Annotated in this window: 21 protein-coding genes; 8 read left to right on the forward strand and 13 right to left on the reverse strand. The window is 43.3% G+C overall.

The features are described from left to right. Nucleotides 1–155: 155 nt before the first annotated feature. The 3 genes from rlmD to BDD43_RS27470 all read left to right on the forward strand — a co-directional run bounded on the left by rlmD (nt 156) and on the right by BDD43_RS27470 (nt 2628). A complete protein-coding gene (rlmD, locus tag BDD43_RS27460) occupies nt 156–1592 on the forward strand; it encodes a 23S rRNA (uracil(1939)-C(5))-methyltransferase RlmD (RefSeq protein ID WP_121201418.1) in 1437 nt (478 codons plus the stop codon). Between the two features lie 17 nt (nt 1593–1609). After that, entirely contained in the window at nt 1610–2002 is a 393-nt protein-coding gene (locus BDD43_RS27465; protein ID WP_121201419.1) for a hypothetical protein, read from the forward strand. Between the two features lie 116 nt (nt 2003–2118). Next, nucleotides 2119–2628 (forward strand): phosphoribosyltransferase family protein, encoded by a 510-nt coding sequence (locus BDD43_RS27470; RefSeq protein WP_121201420.1) that lies wholly within the window; start codon nt 2119–2121, stop codon nt 2626–2628. Here the strand turns inward: BDD43_RS27470 and BDD43_RS27475 are convergent, their stop codons facing one another. From BDD43_RS27475 to BDD43_RS27490, 4 genes are read right to left on the reverse strand one after another with little or no spacing between them, the layout of a single operon-like run. Next, nucleotides 2629–3168, reverse strand: a complete 540-nt coding sequence (locus tag BDD43_RS27475) for a shikimate kinase (RefSeq protein ID WP_121201421.1) — start codon at nt 3166–3168, stop codon at nt 2629–2631. Between the two features lie 35 nt (nt 3169–3203). Then, the gene (locus BDD43_RS27480) at nt 3204–4262 is read right to left on the reverse strand and encodes an ABC transporter permease (protein ID WP_121201422.1); all 1059 of its coding nucleotides are present in this window, start codon (nt 4260–4262) and stop codon (nt 3204–3206) included. Nucleotides 4263–4265: 3 nt separating this feature from the next. Then, nucleotides 4266–5474: a BT_3928 family protein gene (locus tag BDD43_RS27485; protein WP_121201423.1), complete on the reverse strand. Its 1209-nt coding sequence runs from the start codon at nt 5472–5474 to the stop codon at nt 4266–4268. A 31-nt stretch (nt 5475–5505) separates the two neighbouring features. Next, nucleotides 5506–6048, reverse strand: coding sequence for a DUF1599 domain-containing protein (locus BDD43_RS27490; protein ID WP_121201424.1), 543 nt, complete (start codon nt 6046–6048; stop codon nt 5506–5508). 146 nt (nt 6049–6194) lie between these two features. On the opposite strand from BDD43_RS27490, the gene folP reads away from it, so the two are divergent. Further along, nucleotides 6195–7073, forward strand: a complete 879-nt coding sequence (folP, locus tag BDD43_RS27495; protein WP_121201425.1) for a dihydropteroate synthase — start codon at nt 6195–6197, stop codon at nt 7071–7073. 308 nt (nt 7074–7381) lie between these two features. On the opposite strand, the gene BDD43_RS27500 is transcribed toward folP, so the two are convergent. From BDD43_RS27500 to recJ, 3 genes are all read right to left on the reverse strand, one after another. Then, nucleotides 7382–8917, reverse strand: coding sequence for a GH3 auxin-responsive promoter family protein (locus tag BDD43_RS27500; protein WP_121201426.1), 1536 nt, complete (start codon nt 8915–8917; stop codon nt 7382–7384). 240 nt (nt 8918–9157) lie between these two features. Beyond that, nucleotides 9158–9898 carry an LPS export ABC transporter ATP-binding protein gene (gene lptB, locus BDD43_RS27505; RefSeq protein WP_121201427.1) on the reverse strand — a complete coding sequence of 247 codons (741 nt, stop codon included), beginning with the start codon at nt 9896–9898 and terminating at the stop codon, nt 9158–9160. A gap of 191 nt (nt 9899–10089) precedes the next feature. After that, complete coding sequence (gene recJ, locus BDD43_RS27510; RefSeq protein WP_121201428.1) at nt 10090–11784, reverse strand: single-stranded-DNA-specific exonuclease RecJ; 1695 nt, start codon at nt 11782–11784, stop codon at nt 10090–10092. 89 nt (nt 11785–11873) lie between these two features. Here recJ and BDD43_RS27515 point away from each other — a divergent pair, with 89 nt between their 5' ends. After that, on the forward strand, nt 11874–12644 hold the full coding sequence (locus BDD43_RS27515; RefSeq protein WP_121201429.1) for an MBL fold metallo-hydrolase: 771 nt from the start codon (nt 11874–11876) through the stop codon (nt 12642–12644). Here the strand turns inward: BDD43_RS27515 and BDD43_RS27520 are convergent. The 4 genes from BDD43_RS27520 to BDD43_RS27535 form a co-directional block, all read right to left on the reverse strand. After that, nucleotides 12641–13060, reverse strand: coding sequence for a response regulator (locus BDD43_RS27520; RefSeq protein ID WP_121201430.1), 420 nt, complete (start codon nt 13058–13060; stop codon nt 12641–12643). The two genes, BDD43_RS27515 and BDD43_RS27520, sit on opposite strands and share 4 nt — an antisense overlap. Nucleotides 13061–13159: 99 nt before the next feature. Further along, a complete protein-coding gene (locus BDD43_RS27525) occupies nt 13160–13486 on the reverse strand; it encodes an antibiotic biosynthesis monooxygenase family protein (protein ID WP_211339744.1) in 327 nt (108 codons plus the stop codon). 178 nt (nt 13487–13664) lie between these two features. After that, nucleotides 13665–16556: an aminomethyl-transferring glycine dehydrogenase gene (gcvP, locus tag BDD43_RS27530; protein WP_121201431.1), complete on the reverse strand. Its 2892-nt coding sequence runs from the start codon at nt 16554–16556 to the stop codon at nt 13665–13667. 156 nt (nt 16557–16712) lie between these two features. Further along, a complete protein-coding gene (locus BDD43_RS27535) occupies nt 16713–17432 on the reverse strand; it encodes a pyridoxine 5'-phosphate synthase (protein WP_121201432.1) in 720 nt (239 codons plus the stop codon). An 85-nt stretch (nt 17433–17517) separates the two neighbouring features. Between BDD43_RS27535 and BDD43_RS27540 the strand changes: the two genes are divergently transcribed. From BDD43_RS27540 to BDD43_RS27550, 3 genes are all read left to right on the forward strand, one after another. Beyond that, the gene (locus BDD43_RS27540; protein WP_121201433.1) at nt 17518–18498 is read left to right on the forward strand and encodes a polysaccharide deacetylase family protein; all 981 of its coding nucleotides are present in this window, start codon (nt 17518–17520) and stop codon (nt 18496–18498) included. Then, the gene (locus tag BDD43_RS27545) at nt 18485–18982 is read left to right on the forward strand and encodes a DNA-deoxyinosine glycosylase (protein WP_121201434.1); all 498 of its coding nucleotides are present in this window, start codon (nt 18485–18487) and stop codon (nt 18980–18982) included. The genes BDD43_RS27540 and BDD43_RS27545 overlap by 14 nt, the downstream gene beginning before the upstream one ends. 65 nt (nt 18983–19047) lie before the next feature. Then, nucleotides 19048–20379: a zinc dependent phospholipase C family protein gene (locus BDD43_RS27550; protein ID WP_121201435.1), complete on the forward strand. Its 1332-nt coding sequence runs from the start codon at nt 19048–19050 to the stop codon at nt 20377–20379. 76 nt (nt 20380–20455) lie between these two features. Here the strand turns inward: BDD43_RS27550 and BDD43_RS27555 are convergent, their stop codons facing one another. Next, on the reverse strand, nt 20456–21097 hold the full coding sequence (locus BDD43_RS27555) for an START domain-containing protein (protein WP_121201436.1): 642 nt from the start codon (nt 21095–21097) through the stop codon (nt 20456–20458). A 164-nt stretch (nt 21098–21261) separates the two neighbouring features. After that, nucleotides 21262–22578 (reverse strand): adenosylhomocysteinase, encoded by a 1317-nt coding sequence (gene ahcY / locus BDD43_RS27560; protein WP_121201437.1) that lies wholly within the window; start codon nt 22576–22578, stop codon nt 21262–21264. Between the last annotated feature and the right edge of the window lie 208 nt (nt 22579–22786).

A 22786-nucleotide genomic window follows, 5' to 3' on the forward strand; every position in this document is an offset into this window, starting at 1 on the left:
GCAAATTGAACAGGAAGAAAGCCTTTGGGACCAAATTCTTGTTCTATTTATCTGATGGCCAAGCTTTACACCTTTTAATAAGCCCCGCGGCAGGGCCTGCGCTATTTTGCGCCTTAACTTAGCATATTTCATTTTTCAGATTAACTTTGCAGTTTATGGGGAGAAGAACTGCATTTACTAAAAAGGTTATAGAGAACGTTACCATTATTGATATTGCCGATGAAGGTAAGGGCATTGGCAAGGCCGATGAACTGGTACTTTTTGTTGAAAAGGCTATCCCCGGCGATGTGGTGGATGTTGACATTTACAAAAAGAAAAAGAACTTTGCCGAAGGCAAAATTGAAAAACTAATTACACCATCGCAATACCGCACCGAAGCATTTTGCGAACATTTTGGCGTGTGCGGTGGTTGCAAATGGCAGCACATGGAGTACGAGGCGCAATTGCTTTACAAGCAAAAATCGGTAACGGATTCGCTGCAACGCCTGGCTAAAATTGAATTGCATGGCATGGTTCCTATTTTACCGTCAGCCCAAACGGTTTATTACCGCAACAAGCTTGAGTATACCTTTAGCAACAAACGCTGGCTTTATGATGGCGAAAACCGCGAAGACGATATAGATATGAAAGCACTGGGTTTCCACGTTCCCGGCCGTTTTGATAAGATACTGGAGATAAACCACTGCTACCTGCAAGCCGACCCATCAAACCAGATACGTAACCGCATTGGCGATTATGCCCGCCAAAACTTTTTAGGCTTTTACGATTTGCGCGCACATGAGGGTGCTTTGCGTAACCTTATTATACGCACATCGGCAACCACGGGCGAATTGATGGTAATTGTTGTTTTTGCCTATGCCGCGCAGGAAGAAATTGATGGCCTGATGGCTTTTGTGGCTCAGGAATTTCCGCAAATATCGTCGCTGCTTTATATCATTAATCAAAAAAAGAACGATACCATTTTTGATCAGGATGTTATTGCCTATCGCGGCCCGGAGTATATCCATGAGGAGATGCCAGCCGGCGATAAGGTGATCCGTTTCCGGATTGGGGCAAAATCGTTTTATCAAACTAATTCGCTACAGGCACTTAACCTGTACCAGATAACGCGTGATTTTGCTGGTTTTAAGGGCCACGAACTAGTTTACGATTTGTACACCGGTGCCGGTACCATAGCCAACTTTATAGCCGGAATGGTTAAACAGGTTATTGGCGTTGAGTATGTGCCACAGGCTATTGAGGATGCTAAAATTAATTCGGCAATTAACAACATTGGCAACACCAAATTTTTTGCCGGTGATATGAAAGATGTTTTGGTTGCCGATTTTGTTGCAGAACACGGTAAACCCGACGTGATTATTACCGACCCGCCTCGCGCAGGTATGCACCCCGACGTGGTGAACAGGTTGATGGAAATAGAAGCCGAAAAAATTGTTTACGTAAGCTGCAACGCCGCAACACAGGCGCGCGATTTAATTGTGCTTAAAGAAAAATATGATGTAATGAAAATACAACCTGTAGACATGTTTCCGCATACACAGCACGTGGAAAATGTGGTTTTACTGGTGCTGCGTACACAGCCAATTGTATAGTTAATTGCCAACAAAACATGGACCCGGAAGAATTATTAAACGAGAAAGGCGGCGAGCCGCAAAAGGAAAGTCCGCTTAAAAGTTTGGAGCGCGATTTGAAGATATATAACGCATCCATCAAAGAAGTTGCCATTGAAATTATGGTTGAAGGTATTTCTTCGTACCCCATTTTTATAGCACACCAACACGAGGTAAAACTTGGCGAAGTAATACTCGACCGCAATGAATTGAATACCGATTGGAGCATTAATGCATCAACACTGGAGGAGTTTACCGAAGCCGGGGTGATTAAAAAAGAACTTAAAGACCGTTTTTTGCGCACCTACAAAAAACCCGAAGACTTTATGTGCGTATTTGTGATAGTGCCCGAAGGTGCCAATTTTGTATATTACCCTTACGTTAAGCGTTAGTATTTATGTGCTAAATTATTACCTTAGCAGTGTTCGGAAGATCAAATCGCACTTGGCCTTTGCTTTTTTTTCGAGCGTAATAATTTGAACAAGAAAGAATACAAGCTATCAATACCATGCCCGATAAAAAGATCCTCGTATTAAACAAACAGCAGATACAGCAAAAAATTGACCGTATGGCTTACCAGGTTTTAGAAGATAACCTGGACGAGGACGACATTATTATAGCCGGTATACTGCCCCGTGGCAACTTTGTAGCCGAAAGGTTAAAACTTATTTTAGATGGCATTGCGCCATTTAAAAGCAAACTGATTACACTCGATTTGGATAAAAACAGCTCGTCGCTCAAAGCAAAAATAAATGTTGACATAGAGGAATGTACCAATAAGGTTATTATTTTGGTTGACGATGTATTGAGCAGCGGTAAAACACTGGCCTATGGTTTAGGTGTATTTTTAGATGTTCCGCTAAAAAAGATGCGGACTTTGGTACTGATAGACCGTAACCACAAAATATTCCCGATAGCTACCGATTTTACCGGCATAGCACTATCAACAGTACTAAAGGAGCATGTTGATGTGGTACTTAATGAACCCGGCGAAGAGGACGCAGTTTATTTGAGGTAGTTAAGCTTTGATGATGTCTGCGGCCTTTTCGGCATTGAGGCTTAGGCCCTCAACTACAAAGGTGGCCCGGTTATAAAACACCTCGCGTTCAACCAGCTTTTCGCGTATAAACTCTACAAGCTCATCGCCATGCTTTTCACGAAGTAACGGGCGTTCGGCCTTACCGTTTTCCAATCGTTCAGCCAATGTTTTAGGCGATAGTTTAACATAAAAGGTTTTGCCATTTTGGTTCATCCAATCCATATTATCAAAAAAGCAAGGTAAGCCCCCGCCTGTTGATACGATGGCATTTTCAGGATATTTGGTTTGCTTTAACAATTGCGATTCTAATTGCCGAAAACTGCCTTCGCCGTGCTTGCTAAAGTATTCGGCAATGGTTATCTCCTCTTGCATTTCCAGCACTTCGTCTAAATCAATAAATTCGTACCCTAAACGGTTGGCCAGTTTGCGGCCCAGGGTAGTTTTGCCGCAGCCCATAAAACCTACAAGGAAAATTAAGCCTAAGTTTTGATTGCTTTGTGAAGGGGTATGAGGTAACATGCGCCAAAAATAGAATATAATTCGCTATTACAAAATCACACCAGCTTTACCCGGGGGTCAATAACAGCATAAAGCAGATCAACCAAAATGTTAATCACCACAAAAATTAAAGCAATAAACAATATGGAGCCCATTACCACCGGAAAGTCGGACGTATCTAAAGCATTAACCGTGGCTTTGCCCAGGCCGTTGTAGCCAAAAATGTATTCTACAAAAAACGAACCCGCCAATAACGATGCAAACCACGATGCTATGGCCGTTACAACAGGGTTTAAAGCGTTTTTAAGCGCGTGTTTGTAAACTATGGCTGTATCATTTAAGCCTTTTGCCCGGGCAGTTCGTATATAGTCTTGCCCTAAAACATCCAGCATGGCGCTGCGGGTTAGCTGCACAATAATTGCCAGGGGGCGCAAGCCCAAAGTAATCATGGGTAAAATTAAATTCTTTAGGGTAAGTACTTCGCCCTTAAAGGGATCGTAACTATATAAACTGCCCGACATATTGAGCCCGGTGTATTTACTCAGCACAAAGCCAAAAACCCAGGCTATCAATATCCCCGCGAAAAACGACGGTGCCGAAACGCCGATGATGGAGAAGCCAACTGATAATTTATCAATCCAGGTATTTTTATTAACTGCGCATATTACGCCAAGCAATATGCCTATCAAGGTAGCAAATATCATGGCTGCGGTTGCCAGTATTAATGTGTTTGGTATCACATCCAACAGCGTGGCCGATACATCCTTACGGGTTTGGTATGATCGGCGAAGGTAGGGCCATTTAAGTGCCAAAACATTATTCTTTGAAACAGGTAACAGCTTTACATAATGGTAACGGCTTTTCTCTTCAGCATTATTGCCGTGTATGCTTATGGGCAATAAATCGTTAAGGTAATAAGCAAACTGCATCGGGATGGATTTATCTAAACCAAACTCCTTACGCACCGCTTGTAACGATTGCACATCGGCCCGCTGCCCCTGCGTCATCCTCGCCGGGTCAACCGGGAGTACGTTAAACAAAAAAAACACCACTACCACCACACCCAGCATTACCGCCAGTCCGTAACCTAATTTACGCAGGGCATAGTTTAGCATGGTTTAATGTTTGTCCAAATATTGGTTAACAATGTTATCATAAGTAGGCACGGTATTAAAGTGCCATTTATTTATTATGGTGCCGTTTTTCATCAACAGTACACCGGGGTTTGCGCGTACCATGCTTTTAAGTGGCACCTCATCGGCGTAAAATATCTCACTAAAAAAATGATTGGCCTTACTAAATGCCTCGGCATCTTTAGCTGAGTTGGATGTTAGCAGCACCGTGCGGATATTGTAATTTTGCGTTAAGTTAAGAGCCAGCGCATTGAGCTTGCCAATAGCGGCAACATTGGTTTTATCCAGGTTGTAGGCTACAATAATTACGTTGTAAAAGGGATTTGACAACAGTTCGTGCGTATAATCGCTGCCTTGTGCATCGTTAATGGTAAGGTCAACAATTTTAGGGGAAAAGCCCTTTTTTATCAGTTTACTTTCGGGTTCACCTTGTATTTGCCAGTTGGTATCTTTCCAGATGTTGCTTTTTATATACTCGGTACTGCTCATGGTTTTAAGCTCGCGGGTCTTTTTGTTTTTGAGGTGGTAGGTCATCTCATACTCATCGGGCTTGGCACCGGGAGGCGTTTTCATCTCGTCTAAAATATTTGCACCCACTTTGTAGGCCAAAAAGTCCATCACAGGTAAAAAGTTATAGGTGTATATGCCAGCACCAAATGATAGTATAGTAGCGATAATAACCACACCCTTTTCGGCATTTGAATTTTTAATTAGCGGATGTATTTTATCGCGATTGATAAACAAGCCTATAATGAGTACAAACAGCACAATATCTTTACCAAACGACTGCCAGGGTGTTAGCACAATAGCATCGCCAAAGCAACCACAGGTTTGCACCACATGGAAAACAGCCGAATAAAACGTGAGGAAGGTAAAAAATATAATGAGCAGCAAAAGCCCCCACGCAATTTGTTTACTGTAAGCACCTATGAGCAAGGCAAAGCCAAAAAACATTTCGAGGGCGCATAAAAATATGGCCATACTAACCGAAAAATGGCTGAAGAAGGTCATATGAAACACCTCAAAATACTCTTCCAGCTTATACGAAAAGCCAAGCGGGTCGTTAGCCTTTATTAGTCCCGAAAAAATGAATAGCACACCCACCAATATGCGGCATGCCCATAGCCCAGCCCCCACCGCCCCGTGAAGGGGGAGCTTATTTAACGTATTCTTATTATTATGTATGTCTTTCATTGTTATTATCCTTTGTGTTAATACTCCCCATTTAGGGGGTTGGGGGGCTCTTAATCAACGCAAAAACCGCGTAGTTAAGCATATCCTGGTAATTGGCCTTTACCCCTTCGGAAGCCACGGTTAAACCCTTGTTATCTTCAATTTGCTTTACGCGAAGCAGCTTCATGAGTATCAAATCCGTTAACGAGCTTATCCGCATATCGCGCCAGGCTTCGCCATAGTCGTGGTTTTTGGCAAACATCAGTTCCTCGGTTTCGGTAACTTTCAGGTCGTAAAGCTTGCTAACTTCCTCTGCCGATAGTTCCATTGGCGCATCGGGCCTTAATTCTAACTGCATCATCGCGATAACGCAATAGTTAATAATGCCAATGTATTCGCCTATCACATCGTCGCCCACCATCGATACCTTTTTTTCTTCGAGCGTGCGGATGCGCTGTGCCTTGATAAAGATCTGGTCGGTTACAGATTCGGGACGCAGTACCCGCCAGGCTGTACCGTAATCGCGGGTTTTCTTCAAAAAAAGCTCCCTGCAAACTTTTATAACTGCTTCGTATTCTTGTGCTGTATTTGCCAAAACTGTTTATTATATTACTTTGCAACGCTTTAGCGTTCGCGATGTTGTATTGATTTGTTGCTGCTAATTTAAGCTTATTTAAGCGTAAAGTGTTTTAACTTTGAAGTGTTACACACAGTTAACATTTCAACCCTTAAATATCGGCAATGGCTAAAGATACGTTTTTCCGCAAAAACACAACCCTTAACGTAGCAGGTAAATTAATAAGCCTGCAACAGCCAAAGGTAATGGGCATTATCAACATTACGCCCGATTCGTTTTATGCCGATAGCCGCAAAACAACCACCGAAGCAGCCCTGCTGCAAGCCGAAAAAATGCTGTCCGATGGTGCCCATATACTCGATATTGGCGCCTATTCATCGCGCCCCGGCGCAACCGATATATCTGTACAGGAAGAAACCGACCGGCTGCTCCCCGCCGTGGAAGCTATTGTGAGCCGTTTTCCGGATGCTGTTTTATCTATCGATACGTTCCGTTCGTCCGTAGCAAAGCAAGCTATTGCATCCGGTGCGCACATCATTAATGATATATCCGGCGGTACTTTAGACGACCAAATGTTTACCACCGCTGCCAAACTACAGGTACCCTATATTTTGATGCACATGCGCGGAAACCCGCAAAACATGGTTAAACAAGCACAGTACGATGACGTTTTTGCCGATGTCTTCGACTATTTTACAACCCAATACCACACCCTAAAAACACTCGGAGTACATGATATAATTATCGACCCTGGCTTTGGCTTCGCTAAACAACAGGCACATAACTACACCCTAATGCAACGCCTGCAAGAGTTTAACCGCCTTGGCCTGCCCATACTAGTAGGCGTATCGCGCAAGCGTATGGTTTACCAGGCAACAGGCGGTACCGCCGCCGAAGCACTAAATGGCACCACCGCACTCAACACCATTGCCCTAACCAAAGGAGCCAATATACTGCGTGTTCACGATGTTAAAGAAGCCGTTGAAGCGGTAAAGATATGGCAGTTATGCGATGCGCCTTTAGAGATAAATACCGAAATATAAAAACATAAAGGATAATAACCGAAATAACCAAAGGTAAGGGGGATAAAGTAAGAATTATTTCAATGCTTTAATCAGAATTTAAGAATTAACAGAATGCCGCCCGGAATTTGGACAATTTGATGTAAGGGGGATAAAGTAAGAATTATTTTTGAAGCATTAGCCAAAATCCTTAACATCTGAAGAGAGACAGTCATGGTGAAATTAAATTCTGTAAATTTCTCAATTCTGTAAATTCTGGTTCAGACAATTGCAGTTATAGATTTGTCAACTTTTAAAAAGTTGACAAATCTTCATCTCCAATCTCCCTTTTAGCGTATTAGCGAACTATACTCCTGTTTCATCACCCTCAAAACCGAATCAATATATTCCCGGTTATTGGCCAGGCGTGGCACTTTGTGTTGCCCGCCTAATTTACCGCGCTCTTTCATCCAAATAAAAAAGGTATCTAACGGCGCGGCATGTACAACGGGCCTTTTAAGGGCAATATCTTTAAAACGCTTGGCGTCATAATCACTGTTAATTTGCCTCAGGGTTTCGTCTAACAAATCAACAAAACGTTCAAACTCGGCGGGGCGCTTTTCAAATTCAATAATCCATTCGTGACCGCCACACTCACTGTCCGAAAAATAGATAGGCGCCGCCGTGTACTCTTTAATAATTGCCCCGGTTTGGCGGCAGGCTTCGCTTAAAGCGCGCTCGGCATTATCAATAATAACTTCCTCGCCAAAAGCATTCATAAAATGCTTGGTACGGCCGGTAACCTGTATACGGTATGGCGATAGGCAGGTAAAACGTATGGTATCGCCTATTTGGTAACGCCAAAGCCCGGCGTTGGTGCTTATAATAAGGGCATAGTTTTTATCCAGTTCAACCTCATCTAAAGTTAAGGTATCGGGCTGGTCGTCAAACAAATGTTCTATCGGTAAAAACTCGTAATAAATGCCGTAATCCAGCATCAGCAGCATATCGCCGGGTTCTTCCAAATCCTGCAGGCCAAAAAACCCTTCGGATGCATTGTAAGTTTCCAGGTAATACATATCGCTTTTGGGTATCAGTTTTTTAAACTGTTCCCGGTAAGGCGTAAAGTTTACCGCTCCATGAAAGTAAAGTTCCATATTGGGCCATACCTCCAGCAGGTTTTTTTTGCCCGTAATTTCGAGAATGCGTTTGCATAAAATAATATTCCAGGTAGGTACGCCGCTCAGGCAGGTTACATTTTCGTCAATAGTGGCCCAGGCCATTTTCTCTATCTTCTCCTCAAAGTCTTCCATCAGGGCGATAGAAATATCGGGCGTGCGGTGTATTTGCGCCCACAAAGGCAGGTTGTTTATAATTACTGCCGATAAATCGCCAAAAGAAGTAGCATTATTTAACGGACTAATTTGATGGCTACCACCCAGTGTAAGTGCCTTGCCGTTAAATATTTGCCCGTCGGGCCGGTTATTATAAAAAAGGGTAAGCATATCCTTGCCGCCCTTAAAGTGGCATTCTTCCAGCGATTCTTCGCTCACCGGGATAAACTTGCTCCTGTCGTTTGTAGTACCCGATGATTTGGCAAACCACTTAATTTCCGACGGCCAAAGTACGTTTTGCTCGCCCTTTATCATCCGCTCAATGTAAGGTTTAAGCGTATCGTAGGTTTGTATAGGCACCTGGTTTTTAAACTGCCTTACATTTTCAATATTGCGGTAATTGTGTTCGCGGCCCCACTCGGTATTTTCGGCACTGGCTATCAATTGTTCAAACCACTCCTCCTGTACCTCGTTCGGAAATTTTTGAAAAAGCTCTATCTGGTGGATACGCTTTTTCATGAACCAAGCTACTACGGAGTTTACGAGTGTCATATTTTTTGGGTAAGATGAAGCAAGAGTCAAGATGCAAGAACCAAGATTAATAAACATATATGAAATAAAGATGAACAGGAAATAGATTCTTACCCTTCAAACTTTATATGTCTTAATTCTTGCACTCAGGCCCTAACTGTTAATTCTTCTACTTAATTTCTCATCTTGGTTCTTGCATCTTGACTCTTACTTCTATTCTTCAATCCCTCTTGCATCTTACTTCTTGCTTCTTGACTCTTCTCAAACAGCGAATGTCTTGCGTTTCAGTACAAAATTAGGGCCAAGATATACCTTGCGCACCATCTCGTTCTCGGCCAAAACTTCGGGCACGCCCGATTCTAATATCCTGCCTTCAAACAACAGATAGGCCCTATCGGTTATGGATAGTGTCTCCTGCACGTTGTGGTCGGTTATTAAAATGCCAATATTACGGTGGCGTAACCTGGCAACAATAGCCTGTATCTCTTCCACGGCAATAGGGTCAACCCCGGCAAATGGCTCATCCAGTAAAATAAATTTAGGGTCGGCGGCTAAGGCGCGGGCTATTTCGGTACGGCGGCGTTCACCTCCCGATAGCAGGTCGCCCTGGTTTTTGCGCACTTTATGCAGGCTAAACTCGTCTATCAATTCTTCAAGCTTATCTTTTTGCTCGGCCTTGTTTAATTTGCCCATCTCCAAAATGGCCCTAATATTATCCTCAACCGTCAATTTCCTAAATACCGATGCCTCCTGGGCCAGGTAACCTATCCCCTTTTGCGCCCTGCGGTACATGGCATCGTTGGTTATCTCTTCGTCGTCCAAATAAATATGGCCCTCGTTAGGCTTTATCAAACCAACTATCATATAAAACGATGTGGTTTTACCCGCACCGTTAGGGCCAAGCAAACCCACTATTTCGCCTTGGGCCACATTAAACGATACATCGTTTACAACGGTGCGTTTTTTGTATCTCTTAACTAAATTATCAGCACGTAATATCATATAGCCCCCTCTAAATCTCCCCCGGTAGGGGAGATTTTTTATTTTAATTCATTTTTCAGTTCCCTTTAGGGGAACACTTTGTTAATTGTACACTCTTTATAACTATCCCTCCAACCCCAGTCCTTTTAAGCCCTCCCTTCTGGGGAGCGTTGGGTGGGGCTATCCCTTCCGGGGAAGTTTGGGTGGGGCTTCTACCTTATCCCCTTTATATTTAGTTGTATACTGCGTTTATCGCGCCACACGTTCTCTTCAATGGTATAACAAATATCAAACGGTATACCTTTGGCAATTTTAGGCAAATATTCGCCCATGTTAAAAGCAATACAATCAAAACTTGCCGAACCTTCTTGTATAACGGTCATTTTAATATGGTTGGCGCCAACCAGGCTGGCGTTACCGCTAACATACACATTTTTTGTGATGAAAACCGGCGACATATTCTCGGGCCCAAAGGGCGCAAACTGGTTAAGTATCCTAAAAAATTTGGCGTCAATTTGTTTAAGTTTCAGTTCGGCATCAATCCGTATCTCCTGTATCAGCATTTCGTCGGTAATGCTGGCGTTAACTACCTGCTCAAAACGGGTGCTAAAAGCCTCTACGTTTTCGGGTGTCATAGTTAGGCCGGCGGCATATTTATGGCCGCCAAACTGTATTAGCAAATCACTGCATCCGCATAAAGCTTCATAAAGGTCAAACCCGTAAACCGACCGCGCCGAACCTGCCACATGCCCGTTTGAGCGAGTTAAAACAATAGTTGGGCGATAATATTTTTCGGTTAACCGCGATGCCACAATACCGATAACCCCCTTATGCCATTCAGCATTAAATACCACTGTCGATTTTCGTGCTATCATTGCCGGGTCGCGGTCAATCATGCTCAAAGCCTCGTCGGTAATATTCAGGTCGTGCTCCTTGCGCTCAATGTTTTTGAGGTTAATAATGGATCCTTTGGCCGCCGCCACTTCATCGCTGCAAGCTATTAATAGTTCTACAGCATGTTTGGCATCATCAATACGCCCGGCGGCGTTAATGCGGGGGCCAATGGTAAATACAATGTCTGATATGGTATAGTTTTCCGTTCTGCCTGCGGCAAGCATTAAGGTTTTTACACCAATGCAAGGGTCGCTGTTAATTTTCAGCAGTCCAAAATAAGCTAAAACGCGGTTTTCGCCTGTAATATGTACAATATCGCAGGCAATGCTAATGGCAACCAATTCAAGGTAACTCATTAATTGCTCAAACGGAATATCGTTTTTTTGTGCGTAAGCTTGTATCAGCTTAAAGCCAATGCCACAGCCCGAAAGTTCTTTGTAAGGGTATTCACAATCCGGGCGTTTTGGATCAAGCACGGCAACGGCGGCGGGTATTTCGCTGCCGGGAGTATGGTGGTCGCATATAATAAAATCAACACCCAACTCGTTAGCATAGGCAATTTTATCAACCGATTTTATACCACAATCCAGCGCTATAATGAGGCTAAAGCCATGCTCTTTAGCAAAGTCAATCCCCTGGGTTGATATGCCGTAACCTTCCTTATAACGGTCGGGTATATAATAATCCAGTTTGGCGTAATAGTTTTTGAAAAAGCTATAAACTAACGCTACCGATGTTGTTCCGTCAACATCATAATCGCCGTAAATCATAATTTTCTCGCCGGCGACAAAAGCCTGCTCTATCCGCAAAATGGCCTTCTCCATATCCTTCATTAAAAAAGGATCGTGCAGATAATTAATATCCGGGCGAAAAAAAAACCGGGCTTCCTCCAGCGATGTAATATCGCGGTGCAACAGCAGGGTACTTAAAACTTCATCAATATTTAGTTCGGTCGATAATTTTTTAATGCCTTCATCACCGGGCTTCACCTTCATCGACCATCTTTTTTGCATATCTTAGCTGTTGAAACAGTAAAGATAGTTATTGAGTTATTAATTGGATAGTATTAGCTACTTAATTACTCACAATCCGTTGTTATACAATGCAAATTTTTCCACTCAAAGAAGGCTCATACTCGGTTGACGCCACAAAAAAGTTTATTCCTTTTGATCCTAACATTAATAAAGTTTCCGAAAGGCCAGGTTCATTATTTATCCACGTAAACCCATTTTTGGTTAAAACCGATAACGACCTCATACTTTTTGATGCCGGCCTGGGCTTTAAAAACAACCAGGATAAGTTAGTGGTGCATCAAAACATACGCAATGCAGGCTTTGAGCCCGATGATGTTACGTTGGTATTAATGTCGCACCTGCATTACGATCATAGCGGCGGCCTGGTTGTTGAACGAAACGGAAAATGGGAGCCCTCGTTCCCGGATGCCGAGCATGTGGTGCAACGCAGCGAATGGGAATTTGCCTTTCAGGGAAAATCATCATCATACCATCAATCTATTTTTGAGGTTCTACAGCGGTCGGCCAATTTCACTTTTACCGAAGGCGACGGCGAGTTAAAAGCAGGCATAAGCTACCAGCTATCAGGAGGGCACTGCCCCTTTCACCAGGTATTTTTATTGGAAGAAAACGGCGAAAAAGTATTTTTTGGCGGCGACGAACTTCCTGAGCCCGAGCAATTGCTCAGAAAGTTTATCGCAAAGTATGATTACGATGGCCGCAAAGCTATGGAGCTACGCGAAATATATGGCAAAGTAGCAGCAGCCGAAAACAGGACATGCCTTTTTTATCATGCTAAAAAAAATCCGGTTGGTAGGGTTGAATACGAAAACGAAACCTTTAGGGTAATACCCGTTTAATTGGTTTGAGCCAGGTTAAGTACCTCTTTTATCTTATCAACACTTAAAGGTTTTGATATAAAATCTTTAACAAGCGAGTACGATTTCGCCTTGTTAATATCGTTATTAAACACCGACGACGAGATGATATATATCTTGCTCTTTCCGTTGGGGTCGATATTTAACCTTTGATACTCTTCTAAAAACTCCCAGCCATTCATAATCGGCATGTTAATATCCAGCAAAATATAATCCGGAAGGCTATCCGGGTTTTTTCCCTGTATCTCAACTAATTGCTCAATTGCAAATTTGCCATTCAAGCATGTGCTGATCTCGGTATTAAGCAAGGTCTTTTTAATCAGTTTAACAGAGATGAAATTATTGATTTCATCATCGTCAACCAAAAGAATACTTACAGCTTTAGTATTTATAGTCATAATTCGGTATACGGCAATTGCAATTAAAAGGTTTAACTAAGTTACTAAAATTTGGTAAAAAACATCTTTTAAATTGCTTCTGCGCTAAATAGTATTAATTTAAAATTGATAATCGTGCTCAACAAGGCAAATCCTCACCTTGTAATTTGCGTACCACATTTCGCGGCCCTGCTTTTGTGCTACTAAATGCCTGGTATTAGCCTTCCAGTTTTTTATCGCCTCCAACGATTTCCAGTACGAAACCGTTATCCCCACCTCGTTCCGTGCCGATTCTACCCCTAAAAACCCTTCCTGCTCGCTGGCCAGCTTAGCCATTTCGGTAGCCATATCATTATAGCCGCCATCGTCCACATTTTTTACCGACGAAAAAATCACAGCGTAATAGGGCGTTGGCGGCGTTAATGCTATTAATGGCTTATTGCTCAATGTAGTTTAGTAAAAGATGATAATAAATGTCGAACACACGCTTTTAAAAATCGAACATACAAATCTACCTCATAATATCAAATTTGCCATTCCGCGTTCATTACCAACTAAAACGGCATTTCCTTCTATCTTGATTCCTGATTCTAACCTCTTGCCTCTCCTCCATAACCTCTTGCTTCTATTCAATAGCGCTTTCTTCAAACTCGTATTCCTCAATTGGTGGGCAGGTACATATCAGCGTTCTGTCGCCATAGGTATCATTAACCCGGCCAACCGATGGCCAAAATTTATGCGCAGCCACATATGCTAACGGGAAAGCCGCTTTTTGGCGTGTATAAGGGTGCTCCCACTCGTTACCCGTAATAACGGCGGCAGTGTGCGGCGCATTTTTTAATGGGTTATCTGTTTTATCAATAACACCTTTTTCTACATCCTCAATTTCGTGGCGAATGGCTATCATAGCGTTGCAAAACCTATCCAGCTCGTGTTTCGGTTCCGATTCCGTTGGCTCAACCATCAGCGTACCCGCTACCGGGAAAGAAACCGTTGGCGCATGGAAACCGTAATCCATCAGGCGTTTAGCTATATCGGTTACTTCAATACCTAAGGCTTTAAATGCACGGCAGTCCAATATCATTTCGTGCGCACAACGGCCATTAGCTCCCGAATACAGTACAGGGAAGTGTTTTTCTAACCGGGCCTTAATATAGTTGGCATTTAATATAGCATATTTAGTGGCCTGGGTTAAACCATCGGGCCCCATCATGGCAATATAAGCATGCGAGATGAGCAAGATAGACGCCGAACCCCATGGTGCCGACGAAACTGCGTGTATAGCCTTACCGTTATCAATATCAACAACGGCATGCCCCGGTAAATACGGAACAAGGTGTTTAGCCACGCCAATTGGCCCCATGCCAGGGCCACCGCCGCCGTGTGGTATGCAAAACGTTTTATGCAGGTTTAAGTGGCAAACGTCGGCACCAATATTAGCCGGACTGGTTAACCCAACCTGCGCATTCATGTTAGCACCATCCATATAAACCTGACCCCCATTTTCATGGATGATTTGGCATATCTCGATAATCGATTCTTCAAACACACCATGAGTTGATGGATAGGTCACCATCAGGCACGAGAGGTTGTTTTTATACTGCTCGGCCTTGGCCCGCATATCGGCAACGTCAATATTACCGTTATCGTCGCACTTCACCACCACAATTTTCATACCGGCCATAGCCGCCGAAGCCGGGTTAGTACCATGTGCCGACGATGGTATCAAAGCAATATTACGATGACTGTCTCCCCTATCCATGTGGTAGGCGCGTATCACCATCAAACCGGCATACTCGCCTTGCGCACCCGCATTGGGCTGCAAACTCATGGCTGCAAAGCCGGTTATTTCGCTAAGCCATTTGTTCAACTCGTCAAATATCTCCATGTAACCTCCCACCTGGTCAACAGGTGCAAAAGGGTGCATTTTGCTAAACTCGGTCCAGGTTACCGGCACCATTTCGGTAGTAGCATTCAGTTTCATGGTACACGAACCCAAAGCTATCATCGAGTGGCAAAGCGACAGATCTTTAGCCTCAAGCGATTTAATATAACGCAACATTTCGTGTTCCGAATGGTACGCATTAAAAATCTGGTGAGTTAAGTAAGCCGATGTACGCTGCAATTGGGCAGGTATCACGGTTTTAATATCGGCCTTTAATTCGTCAAAACCAATATCACTAACGTTAATAGCCTTTACTTTGGCAAAAAACCTAATTATGGTTTTAACATCTTCAACAGATGTAGTTTCGTCTAAGCTAATGGTAACGGCTGTGCCTGTGTAATGCAGGTTCATTTCGTTATTAATGGCTTGCCCGTGTATTGGCTTGGCTAACTCGCCTAATTCAAATTTAAGGGTGTCAAAATAAACATCATTCAGTTGCGTGTAACCTAAAGCAGTTAAACTTTTTGATAACAGTATGGTTAAGCCGTGTATCCTTTCGGCTATTAATTTTAAACCTTTAGGGCCATGGTACGCGGCATACATGCCCGCCATAATAGCCAGCAGTGCCTGCGCGGTACATATATTTGATGTTGCCTTATCCCTGCGGATGTGCTGCTCGCGGGTTTGCAGCGCCATGCGTAAAGCATAGTTACCGGCACTATCAATAGTTACGCCAATGATACGCCCCGGCATCGATCGTTTATATTCGTCTTTAGTGGCAAAAAAGGCAGCATGCGGGCCACCAAAACCCATTGGCACACCAAACCGCTGCGAGGTACCTACAACAATATCGGCACCCCACTCACCCGGCGGAGTTAACAGCACCAGGCTCATTAAATCGGCAACAACGGTTAGTTTAATGCCTTTAGCGTGTGCATCGGCAGCAAAACTGCTGTAATTATAGACGGCACCGCCCCCGGCAGGGTATTGCACAATGGCACCAAACATTTGCTCGTTCAGTTCAACCTCACGGTGATCGCCAATTTGCAGCTCAATACCATAAGGCTGCGAGCGTGTTTTTAAAATATCGATAGTTTGCGGAAACAACTCCTGCGAAACGAAAAAGATGTTAGCTTGCTGATTTTTGCGTAAGCTGTATTGCATAAACATAGCTTCGGCGGCAGCGGTACCTTCGTCTAACAACGAAGCGTTGGCAATTTCCATCCCGGTTAAATCCAACACCATCGTTTGGAAATTAAGCAAGGCCTGCAAACGCCCTTGTGCAATTTCGGCCTGGTAGGGCGTGTATTGCGTGTACCATCCCGGGTTTTCTAAAATATTACGTTGTATAACGCCCGGCAATATCACATCATAATAACCCTGGCCGATATAGCTTTTAAAAACCTTATTTTTTGATGCTGTTTGCTTTAAATCATTCAGATAATCAAATTCGCTTTTAGCAACAGGCAAGTTTAGCGGAGCTTTAAGACGGATTTTTTGAGGAACCGTTTGGCTAATCAATTCGTCAATGGTTTTTACACCAACAGTTTGCAGCATTTCGGCGGTGTCGGCTTCATTTGGAGCGATGTGTCTTTGCTGAAATTTTTCCTGGTAATCGATATTTAATTTCATGAAATGGGGTCAGAGTATTTTATGCCGCAAAGGTAAACAAATCCAAATCCTATCCCAACCGTACAGCAAATACTGACAATGGTTTTACCAGATAATAACTAATTAAAAACGAAGTTGAAACACTACTTTTTCTATAGACAATTCACCTTTTCAATCTCACACCGCCAATTGCCTCAAATACATTTGAATAGTGTTTTCCAACCCGTAGTAAAGGGCATCGCATACCAGGGCGTGGCCAATGCTAACTTCTTGCAAGCCCTCAATATTTTGGGCAAAGTATTTTAGGTTGTGCAGGTCAAGGTCGTGCCCGGCATTTAGGCCAAGGCCAACTTGCTGTGCAACTTTGGCGGCTTCTATATAAGGGGCAATAGCTTTTAAACGGTCGGCGTGGTAGCCACTGGCGTAGGCTTCGGTATAAAGTTCAATGCGGTTGGTGCCGGTTGTGGCGGCGGCCTCAACCATTTCGGCTATCGGGTCAACAAAAATAGATACCCTTATGCCCGCCAGTTGAAACTCCGATATAATTTCCTTTAAATACGATTGATGCTCAATAGTATCCCAACCATGGTTAGATGTAATTTGGCCGAGGGCATCAGGCACCAGTGTTACCTGCGCAGGGCGGTTATTAAGCACCAGTTTCATAAACGAATCTTCAACCGGGTTACCTTCAATATTAAATTCGGTTTTAATTACTTTTTTCAGATCGTCAACATCCTGGTAGCGTATATGGCGCTCATCCGGGCGGGGGTGTACTGTTATACCTTCGGCACCAAAACGTTCGCAGTCAAGGGCCACTTTAATAACATCGGGGTTATTACCGCCGCGCGAATTACGCAAAGTGGCAATTTTATTGATATTGACGGAGAGATGAGTCATGGCGGTAAAGATAAAATATTTACTATTGCTAAACATAATTATAGTGCATATGGTTTAAGCCATTATTTTATATTTTTTTTGTGAAATGATTAAAAAGCTTTTTTTTCTGGTCGTTATTTTGTCCGCCATCCGGTTTGCGGCATCAGCCCAAATAACCTACCGCGATATAAAAAACTACAAGGTATATTACGGTTCGGCCAAACGCAACACGCAGGACTGGCTTATTATGCGCAAGTTTGAAAGCCAGGGCAAAACATACCTGCTTATGGTTGAACCGCATTCGCTGGAAACCAAAACCGACGAGATTTCGCTCTACACCGTTACCCCGCTCACGCTTACCGAGGCCCGTAAATATTACCAGGCAACGCCCTATGTAAAGGCTATTGATAAGGCCGAAAAAAACTCGAAATCGATACAGGATGCCGGTATACAAAGCGGAATGCCTAAAGAAACAGGTATCACCCTAACGGCCGACCTATGCCCCTCGCACCGGCCATTAGATAAACGGATATTTACCGATATTTTTGAGCAATTTCAAAAAGTAGAGCGCCCGGTGCCCATAGCCCTTTCAATTACCGGCATTTGGATGAAACAGCACCCGCAGGATTTGGCCTGGCTTAAACAAATGCAGTTGAAAAACGAGATCTACATCACCTGGATCAATCACTCCTACAATCATCGCGTAAGCAAAAACCTGCCGCTTAAACAAAACTTTTTGCTGGAAAGCGGAACCGATATTTATTACGAAGTTACCGAAACCGAAAAAGCCATGCTTAAAAACGGACTGCTACCGTCGGCGTTTTTCCGCTTTCCGGGATTAATATCCGACGAACAGTTGGTTACCAGCATCACCAGCTTTGGTTTAATACCCATAGGGACCGATGCCTGGCTGGCCAAGGGCCAGCAACCACAAGCCGGCAGCATAGTATTGATACACGGCAACGGTAACGAGCCCCTTGGCGTGGCCGATTTTATTAAACTGCTAAAAAGTAAAACCAAAGCCATTACCAACAAGCAATGGCTTTTGTATGATTTAAGGGAAAGCGTTGGCGATGAATTTGATTAAAACTGCCTTTAAACCCGTTATTGATGCCAACTCACAAATACTAATTTTAGGCTCCATGCCCGGCGAACGCTCATTAACCGAGCAGCAATACTATGCCAACAAACAAAATGCCTTCTGGAAAATCATGTCCGATGTTTATAATTCGGGCGAGGCATTAACCAATTATCACGAAAAAACAAGCCTGCTGCAAGCCAATAAAATTGCCCTCTGGGATGTTTTTGAAAGCTGCGAACGCCAGGGTAGTTTAGACGCCAACATAAAAAACGGCGTAGTAAACAATTTTGAAGCACTGTTTAAAACCCACCCGCAAATACAACTGGTTTTATTTAACGGAAACGCAAGTTTTAAGGCATTTAAAAAGCAAGTGCAGCTATTAAATGCCATTAGTTACCAAATTATGCCGTCAACCAGTGCGGCGCATACAATGGCTTATCAAACCAAGCTCAATACATGGCAAGTTGCGTTAGCTAATGGTTATGTTTAAGTTAAGTTACATCAAACAATTTGCGTTTTAAATGTTTTATTAGGTACTTTTTCAAACCTTTTACAATGCCGTTCACCATAACTTGTAAGCGCCCTATCCTGTTACTCCTCTTTATCCTGTTGCCCTGTTCAAGCCAGGCCTATTCAATTTTAACCCACGAAGCTTTAATTGATGCCAGTTGGGACAAAAGCATTAAACCGCTGCTTAAAGCAAAATTTCCGGCAGCCACGCCCGACGAACTGCTCAAAGCCCATGCATACGCCTACGGCGGCTGCCTTATTGCCGATATCGGCTACTCGCCCTTTGGCAGCGCATATTTTACAAACCTGGCACATTATGTACGCACCGGCGATTTTGTAGAAAACATGATAGCCGAAGCGCAAAACATAAACGAATACGCCTTTGCCCTGGGCACACTTTGCCATTATATGGCCGATAGGTACGGCCACTCTATAGGCACCAACCATGTGGTGCCTTTGGTTTACCCCAATATGAAAAAAAAATATGGCCCCGTAGTTACCTACGAAGAAAACCACGCCAGCCATAGCAAAGTCGAAATATCTTTTGATGTACTGCAACTGGCCCGAGGCAATTACGCGTCGCAGGCTTATCACGATTTTATCGGTTTCGAAATTTCGCGCCCGGTATTGGAACGCGCTTTTTTAAAAACCTACGGTAACGATATTAACGATGTTTTTGGCGATATGGGCCTTGCCATATCAACCTTTAGGTGGACGGTTAACAAACTAATGCCCACCGTAACCAGGGCGGCCTGGGTCCTTAAAAAAGACGACATCAAAAAACTTAACCCAACCATAACCAGTCGTAAATTTCATTACAAACTAAGCCGTAAAAAGTATTACAAAGAGTTTGGGTCCGATAGGCAGCGGCCCGGCTTTAGTGCCCGGGTACTATCATTTATTATTACCATTTTACCTAAAGTGGGGCCCTTAAAGGCTTTAAAGTTCCAGGTAATTAGTCCCGAAGGCGAAAAGCTGTTTATTCATAGTTTTGATAGCGTACTGGTACATTATGATGCTGCCTTAACCCAATTGCACAACCACAGGTTAGAATTACTAGATGTTGATTACGATACCGGCCAGCCTACCACCGTTGGCGAATACGGCCTTGCCGATAAAACCTATTGCGATTTATTAATTAACCTGCAAAAAGTAAAATACGATAACCTTACGGATGACCTGCAAAACAACATCCTCAAATTTTACAACAAAGCCGATACCCTAACCCTCGCCAATAAATACCCCGACGACTGGAAGAAAGCCGACCTTGCCCTAAAACAAATAAAAACCGCCCCAACCATAATACCCGACAGCCTTAAAGATGCGAAAGGCAAAAATTACAAATTAAACGAGCCTGCTTTAACAAGCAGCAATTAAGCTAAGTATCAAAAAAAACATTAACGCGGGAGCATTAAACTTGTACGTGGTTTGCTGTGTTATACCAAACAAAAACTTAATCCTGCAAATAATCCAGCTTAACATCCCTATACTCTTTTTTTTGCAGATACCGTTTCAAGCGCTCAAAGGTTTCCATTGGCCCTTGTGTAGCAAATGCGTTTACCAACCACGCCGGTACCGAGCCGGCAGGGTCAACCTCTAGTTCGTAACTTACTTTAATAGCATTGTTTTGGTAAGCGCCTATTACCCATTTACCTATAGAGTGGGTAATGCGTACAACGTTAATTTTGCCGGCCACCATACCCGTTACGCAGGGCGCATCAATAGTTATCACTTTTGTTTTAGTGTTTTGGTTCACCATAATATGAGCCACATATTCCCTGTTCTCGGCAGGCCAGGGTACAGCTACCTCGGCATAATAATATAATTCCGCAGGCGATACCCGCTTAATAATACTGGCGCGTTTGCTATGATAAACCCATTGCCCGCTGTTATCAATATCCAATATAGCAGCCACCAATTGCGCCTGCCTTACCGGCAAACTACACTCAACCTTAATAGCCTTAATTTTAGAATTAACAACCGGGCGGGTATAAATACTAATTTCATCCTTCACCACACTCAACTTCCAGCCCTCCTGCCCAAACACCAGGCCGGCATTCAGCAACAAACAAAGCAATAATAATTGTTTACACATATCAAAAGCAAAACAACAAAAAAAGCCACTAACTTGGCAATTGCTATTATGTTTATGACTTTGCGGTTATTAAACATCGGGCGGAGTTTAACAAAAAAAGGGACATGGCATCAAACCACATCCCTTCTATCTCAATACTAAAATCTAATATCTCAAATCTAAATTTAATACCTGTAAGCATCCGATTTAAACGGACCTTGTACCGGTACGCCAATATAATCGGCTTGTTCCTGGTCTAACACTTCAAGCTCAACGCCAATTTTGGCTAAGTGCAGGCGTGCAACCTTTTCGTCAAGGTGTTTAGGCAGGGTGTAAACTTTGTTTTCGTAGGCACTGCCGTTTGTCCAAAGCTCTAACTGGGCCAGCGTTTGGTTGGTGAACGAGTTACTCATTACAAACGATGGGTGTCCGGTTGCGCAACCTAAGTTTACCAGGCGACCTTCAGCTAAAACAATAACATCATTACCGTCAATAGTATATTTATCAACCTGTGGTTTAATTTCAATTTTGCTATCGCCATACGCGCTGTTTAACCAAGCCATATCAATTTCGTTATCAAAATGGCCAATGTTACATACTATAGCTTTATCCTTTAAAGCGCGGAAATGCTTTTCTCGAACAATGTTACAGTTACCTGTTGCAGTTACCAATATATCGGCTTCTTTAACAGCGGTATCTAACTTTTTAACTTCAAAGCCTTCCATTGCGGCCTGTAAAGCACAAATAGGGTCAATCTCGGTAACAATAACACGCACGCCCGAACTACGCAAGCTATCGGCAGAGCCTTTACCTACATCGCCGTAACCGCAAACAACGGCTACTTTACCTGCCATCATTACATCGGTAGCGCGGCGTATCGCATCAACCAACGATTCGCGACAGCCATATTTATTATCAAATTTCGATTTGGTAACCGAATCGTTAACGTTAATGGCAGGCATTAATAAAGTACCGTTTTTAACGCGTTCGTATAAGCGGTGTACACCGGTAGTAGTTTCTTCGGATAAGCCTCTAATTTCCGAAACCAGTTCCGGAAATAAATCTAAAACCATATTAGTTAAATCGCCACCATCATCCAATATCATGTTTAATGGTTTGCGGTCTTCGCCAAAATACAAAGTTTGCTCAATACACCAGTCAAATTCTTCGGCGTTCATACCTTTCCAGGCATAAACAGATACACCGGCGGCGGCTATAGCAGCAGCGGCATGATCTTGAGTGGAGAAGATATTGCACGACGACCAGGTAACCTCGGCGCCAAGCTCAATCAAAGTTTCAATTAAAACGGCCGTCTGGATGGTCATGTGCAGGCAACCTGCAATGCGCGCGCCAGCCAACGGTTTAGCTGCACCAAACTCGGCACGGAGGGCCATTAAGCCCGGCATTTCGGCTTCGGCAAGCCCTATTTCCTTACGTCCCCATTCGGCTAACGCAATGTCTTTTACTTTGTATTTAACAAAATCTGTTTCTACTAATGACATATTTTATGATTTATAGCGCAAAAATACTAATAATACAATCAAGAGTCAAAACGGGCACCGAAGATATGAGAATCAGGAGACAGTTTGAGTTTGGATTAGAATCAAGAAGCCAGAGTCAAGAATCAAGAGAAAGCACTAAAAAGAATTGACACTATTATCTGAGCCCCTCGTCCCGCTTTGATTGATTGTATTCCCTGCTGCATCTTTG

The sequence above is a fragment of the Mucilaginibacter gracilis genome (assembly GCF_003633615.1).
GTDB classification, from domain to species: domain Bacteria; phylum Bacteroidota; class Bacteroidia; order Sphingobacteriales; family Sphingobacteriaceae; genus Mucilaginibacter; species Mucilaginibacter gracilis.

Bases quoted from the DNA above. Each gene is read 5' to 3' on its own strand.
- rlmD (WP_121201418.1), top strand. From the start codon at position 156: ATGGGGAGAAGAACTGCATTTACTAAAAAGGTTATAGAGAACGTTACC.
- BDD43_RS27465 (WP_121201419.1), top strand. From the start codon at position 1,610: ATGGACCCGGAAGAATTATTAAACGAGAAAGGCGGCGAGCCGCAAAAG.
- BDD43_RS27470 (WP_121201420.1), top strand. From the start codon at position 2,119: ATGCCCGATAAAAAGATCCTCGTATTAAACAAACAGCAGATACAGCAA.
- BDD43_RS27475 (WP_121201421.1), bottom strand. From the start codon at position 3,168: ATGTTACCTCATACCCCTTCACAAAGCAATCAAAACTTAGGCTTAATT.
- BDD43_RS27480 (WP_121201422.1), bottom strand. From the start codon at position 4,262: ATGCTAAACTATGCCCTGCGTAAATTAGGTTACGGACTGGCGGTAATG.
- BDD43_RS27485 (WP_121201423.1), bottom strand. From the start codon at position 5,474: ATGAAAGACATACATAATAATAAGAATACGTTAAATAAGCTCCCCCTT.
- folP (WP_121201425.1), top strand. From the start codon at position 6,195: ATGGCTAAAGATACGTTTTTCCGCAAAAACACAACCCTTAACGTAGCA.
- BDD43_RS27500 (WP_121201426.1), bottom strand. From the start codon at position 8,917: ATGACACTCGTAAACTCCGTAGTAGCTTGGTTCATGAAAAAGCGTATC.
- lptB (WP_121201427.1), bottom strand. From the start codon at position 9,898: ATGATATTACGTGCTGATAATTTAGTTAAGAGATACAAAAAACGCACC.
- recJ (WP_121201428.1), bottom strand. From the start codon at position 11,784: ATGCAAAAAAGATGGTCGATGAAGGTGAAGCCCGGTGATGAAGGCATT.
- BDD43_RS27515 (WP_121201429.1), top strand. From the start codon at position 11,874: ATGCAAATTTTTCCACTCAAAGAAGGCTCATACTCGGTTGACGCCACA.
- BDD43_RS27520 (WP_121201430.1), bottom strand. From the start codon at position 13,060: ATGACTATAAATACTAAAGCTGTAAGTATTCTTTTGGTTGACGATGAT.
- gcvP (WP_121201431.1), bottom strand. From the start codon at position 16,556: ATGAAATTAAATATCGATTACCAGGAAAAATTTCAGCAAAGACACATC.
- BDD43_RS27535 (WP_121201432.1), bottom strand. From the start codon at position 17,432: ATGACTCATCTCTCCGTCAATATCAATAAAATTGCCACTTTGCGTAAT.
- BDD43_RS27540 (WP_121201433.1), top strand. From the start codon at position 17,518: ATGATTAAAAAGCTTTTTTTTCTGGTCGTTATTTTGTCCGCCATCCGG.
- BDD43_RS27545 (WP_121201434.1), top strand. From the start codon at position 18,485: ATGAATTTGATTAAAACTGCCTTTAAACCCGTTATTGATGCCAACTCA.
- BDD43_RS27550 (WP_121201435.1), top strand. From the start codon at position 19,048: ATGCCGTTCACCATAACTTGTAAGCGCCCTATCCTGTTACTCCTCTTT.
- BDD43_RS27555 (WP_121201436.1), bottom strand. From the start codon at position 21,097: ATGTGTAAACAATTATTATTGCTTTGTTTGTTGCTGAATGCCGGCCTG.
- ahcY (WP_121201437.1), bottom strand. From the start codon at position 22,578: ATGTCATTAGTAGAAACAGATTTTGTTAAATACAAAGTAAAAGACATT.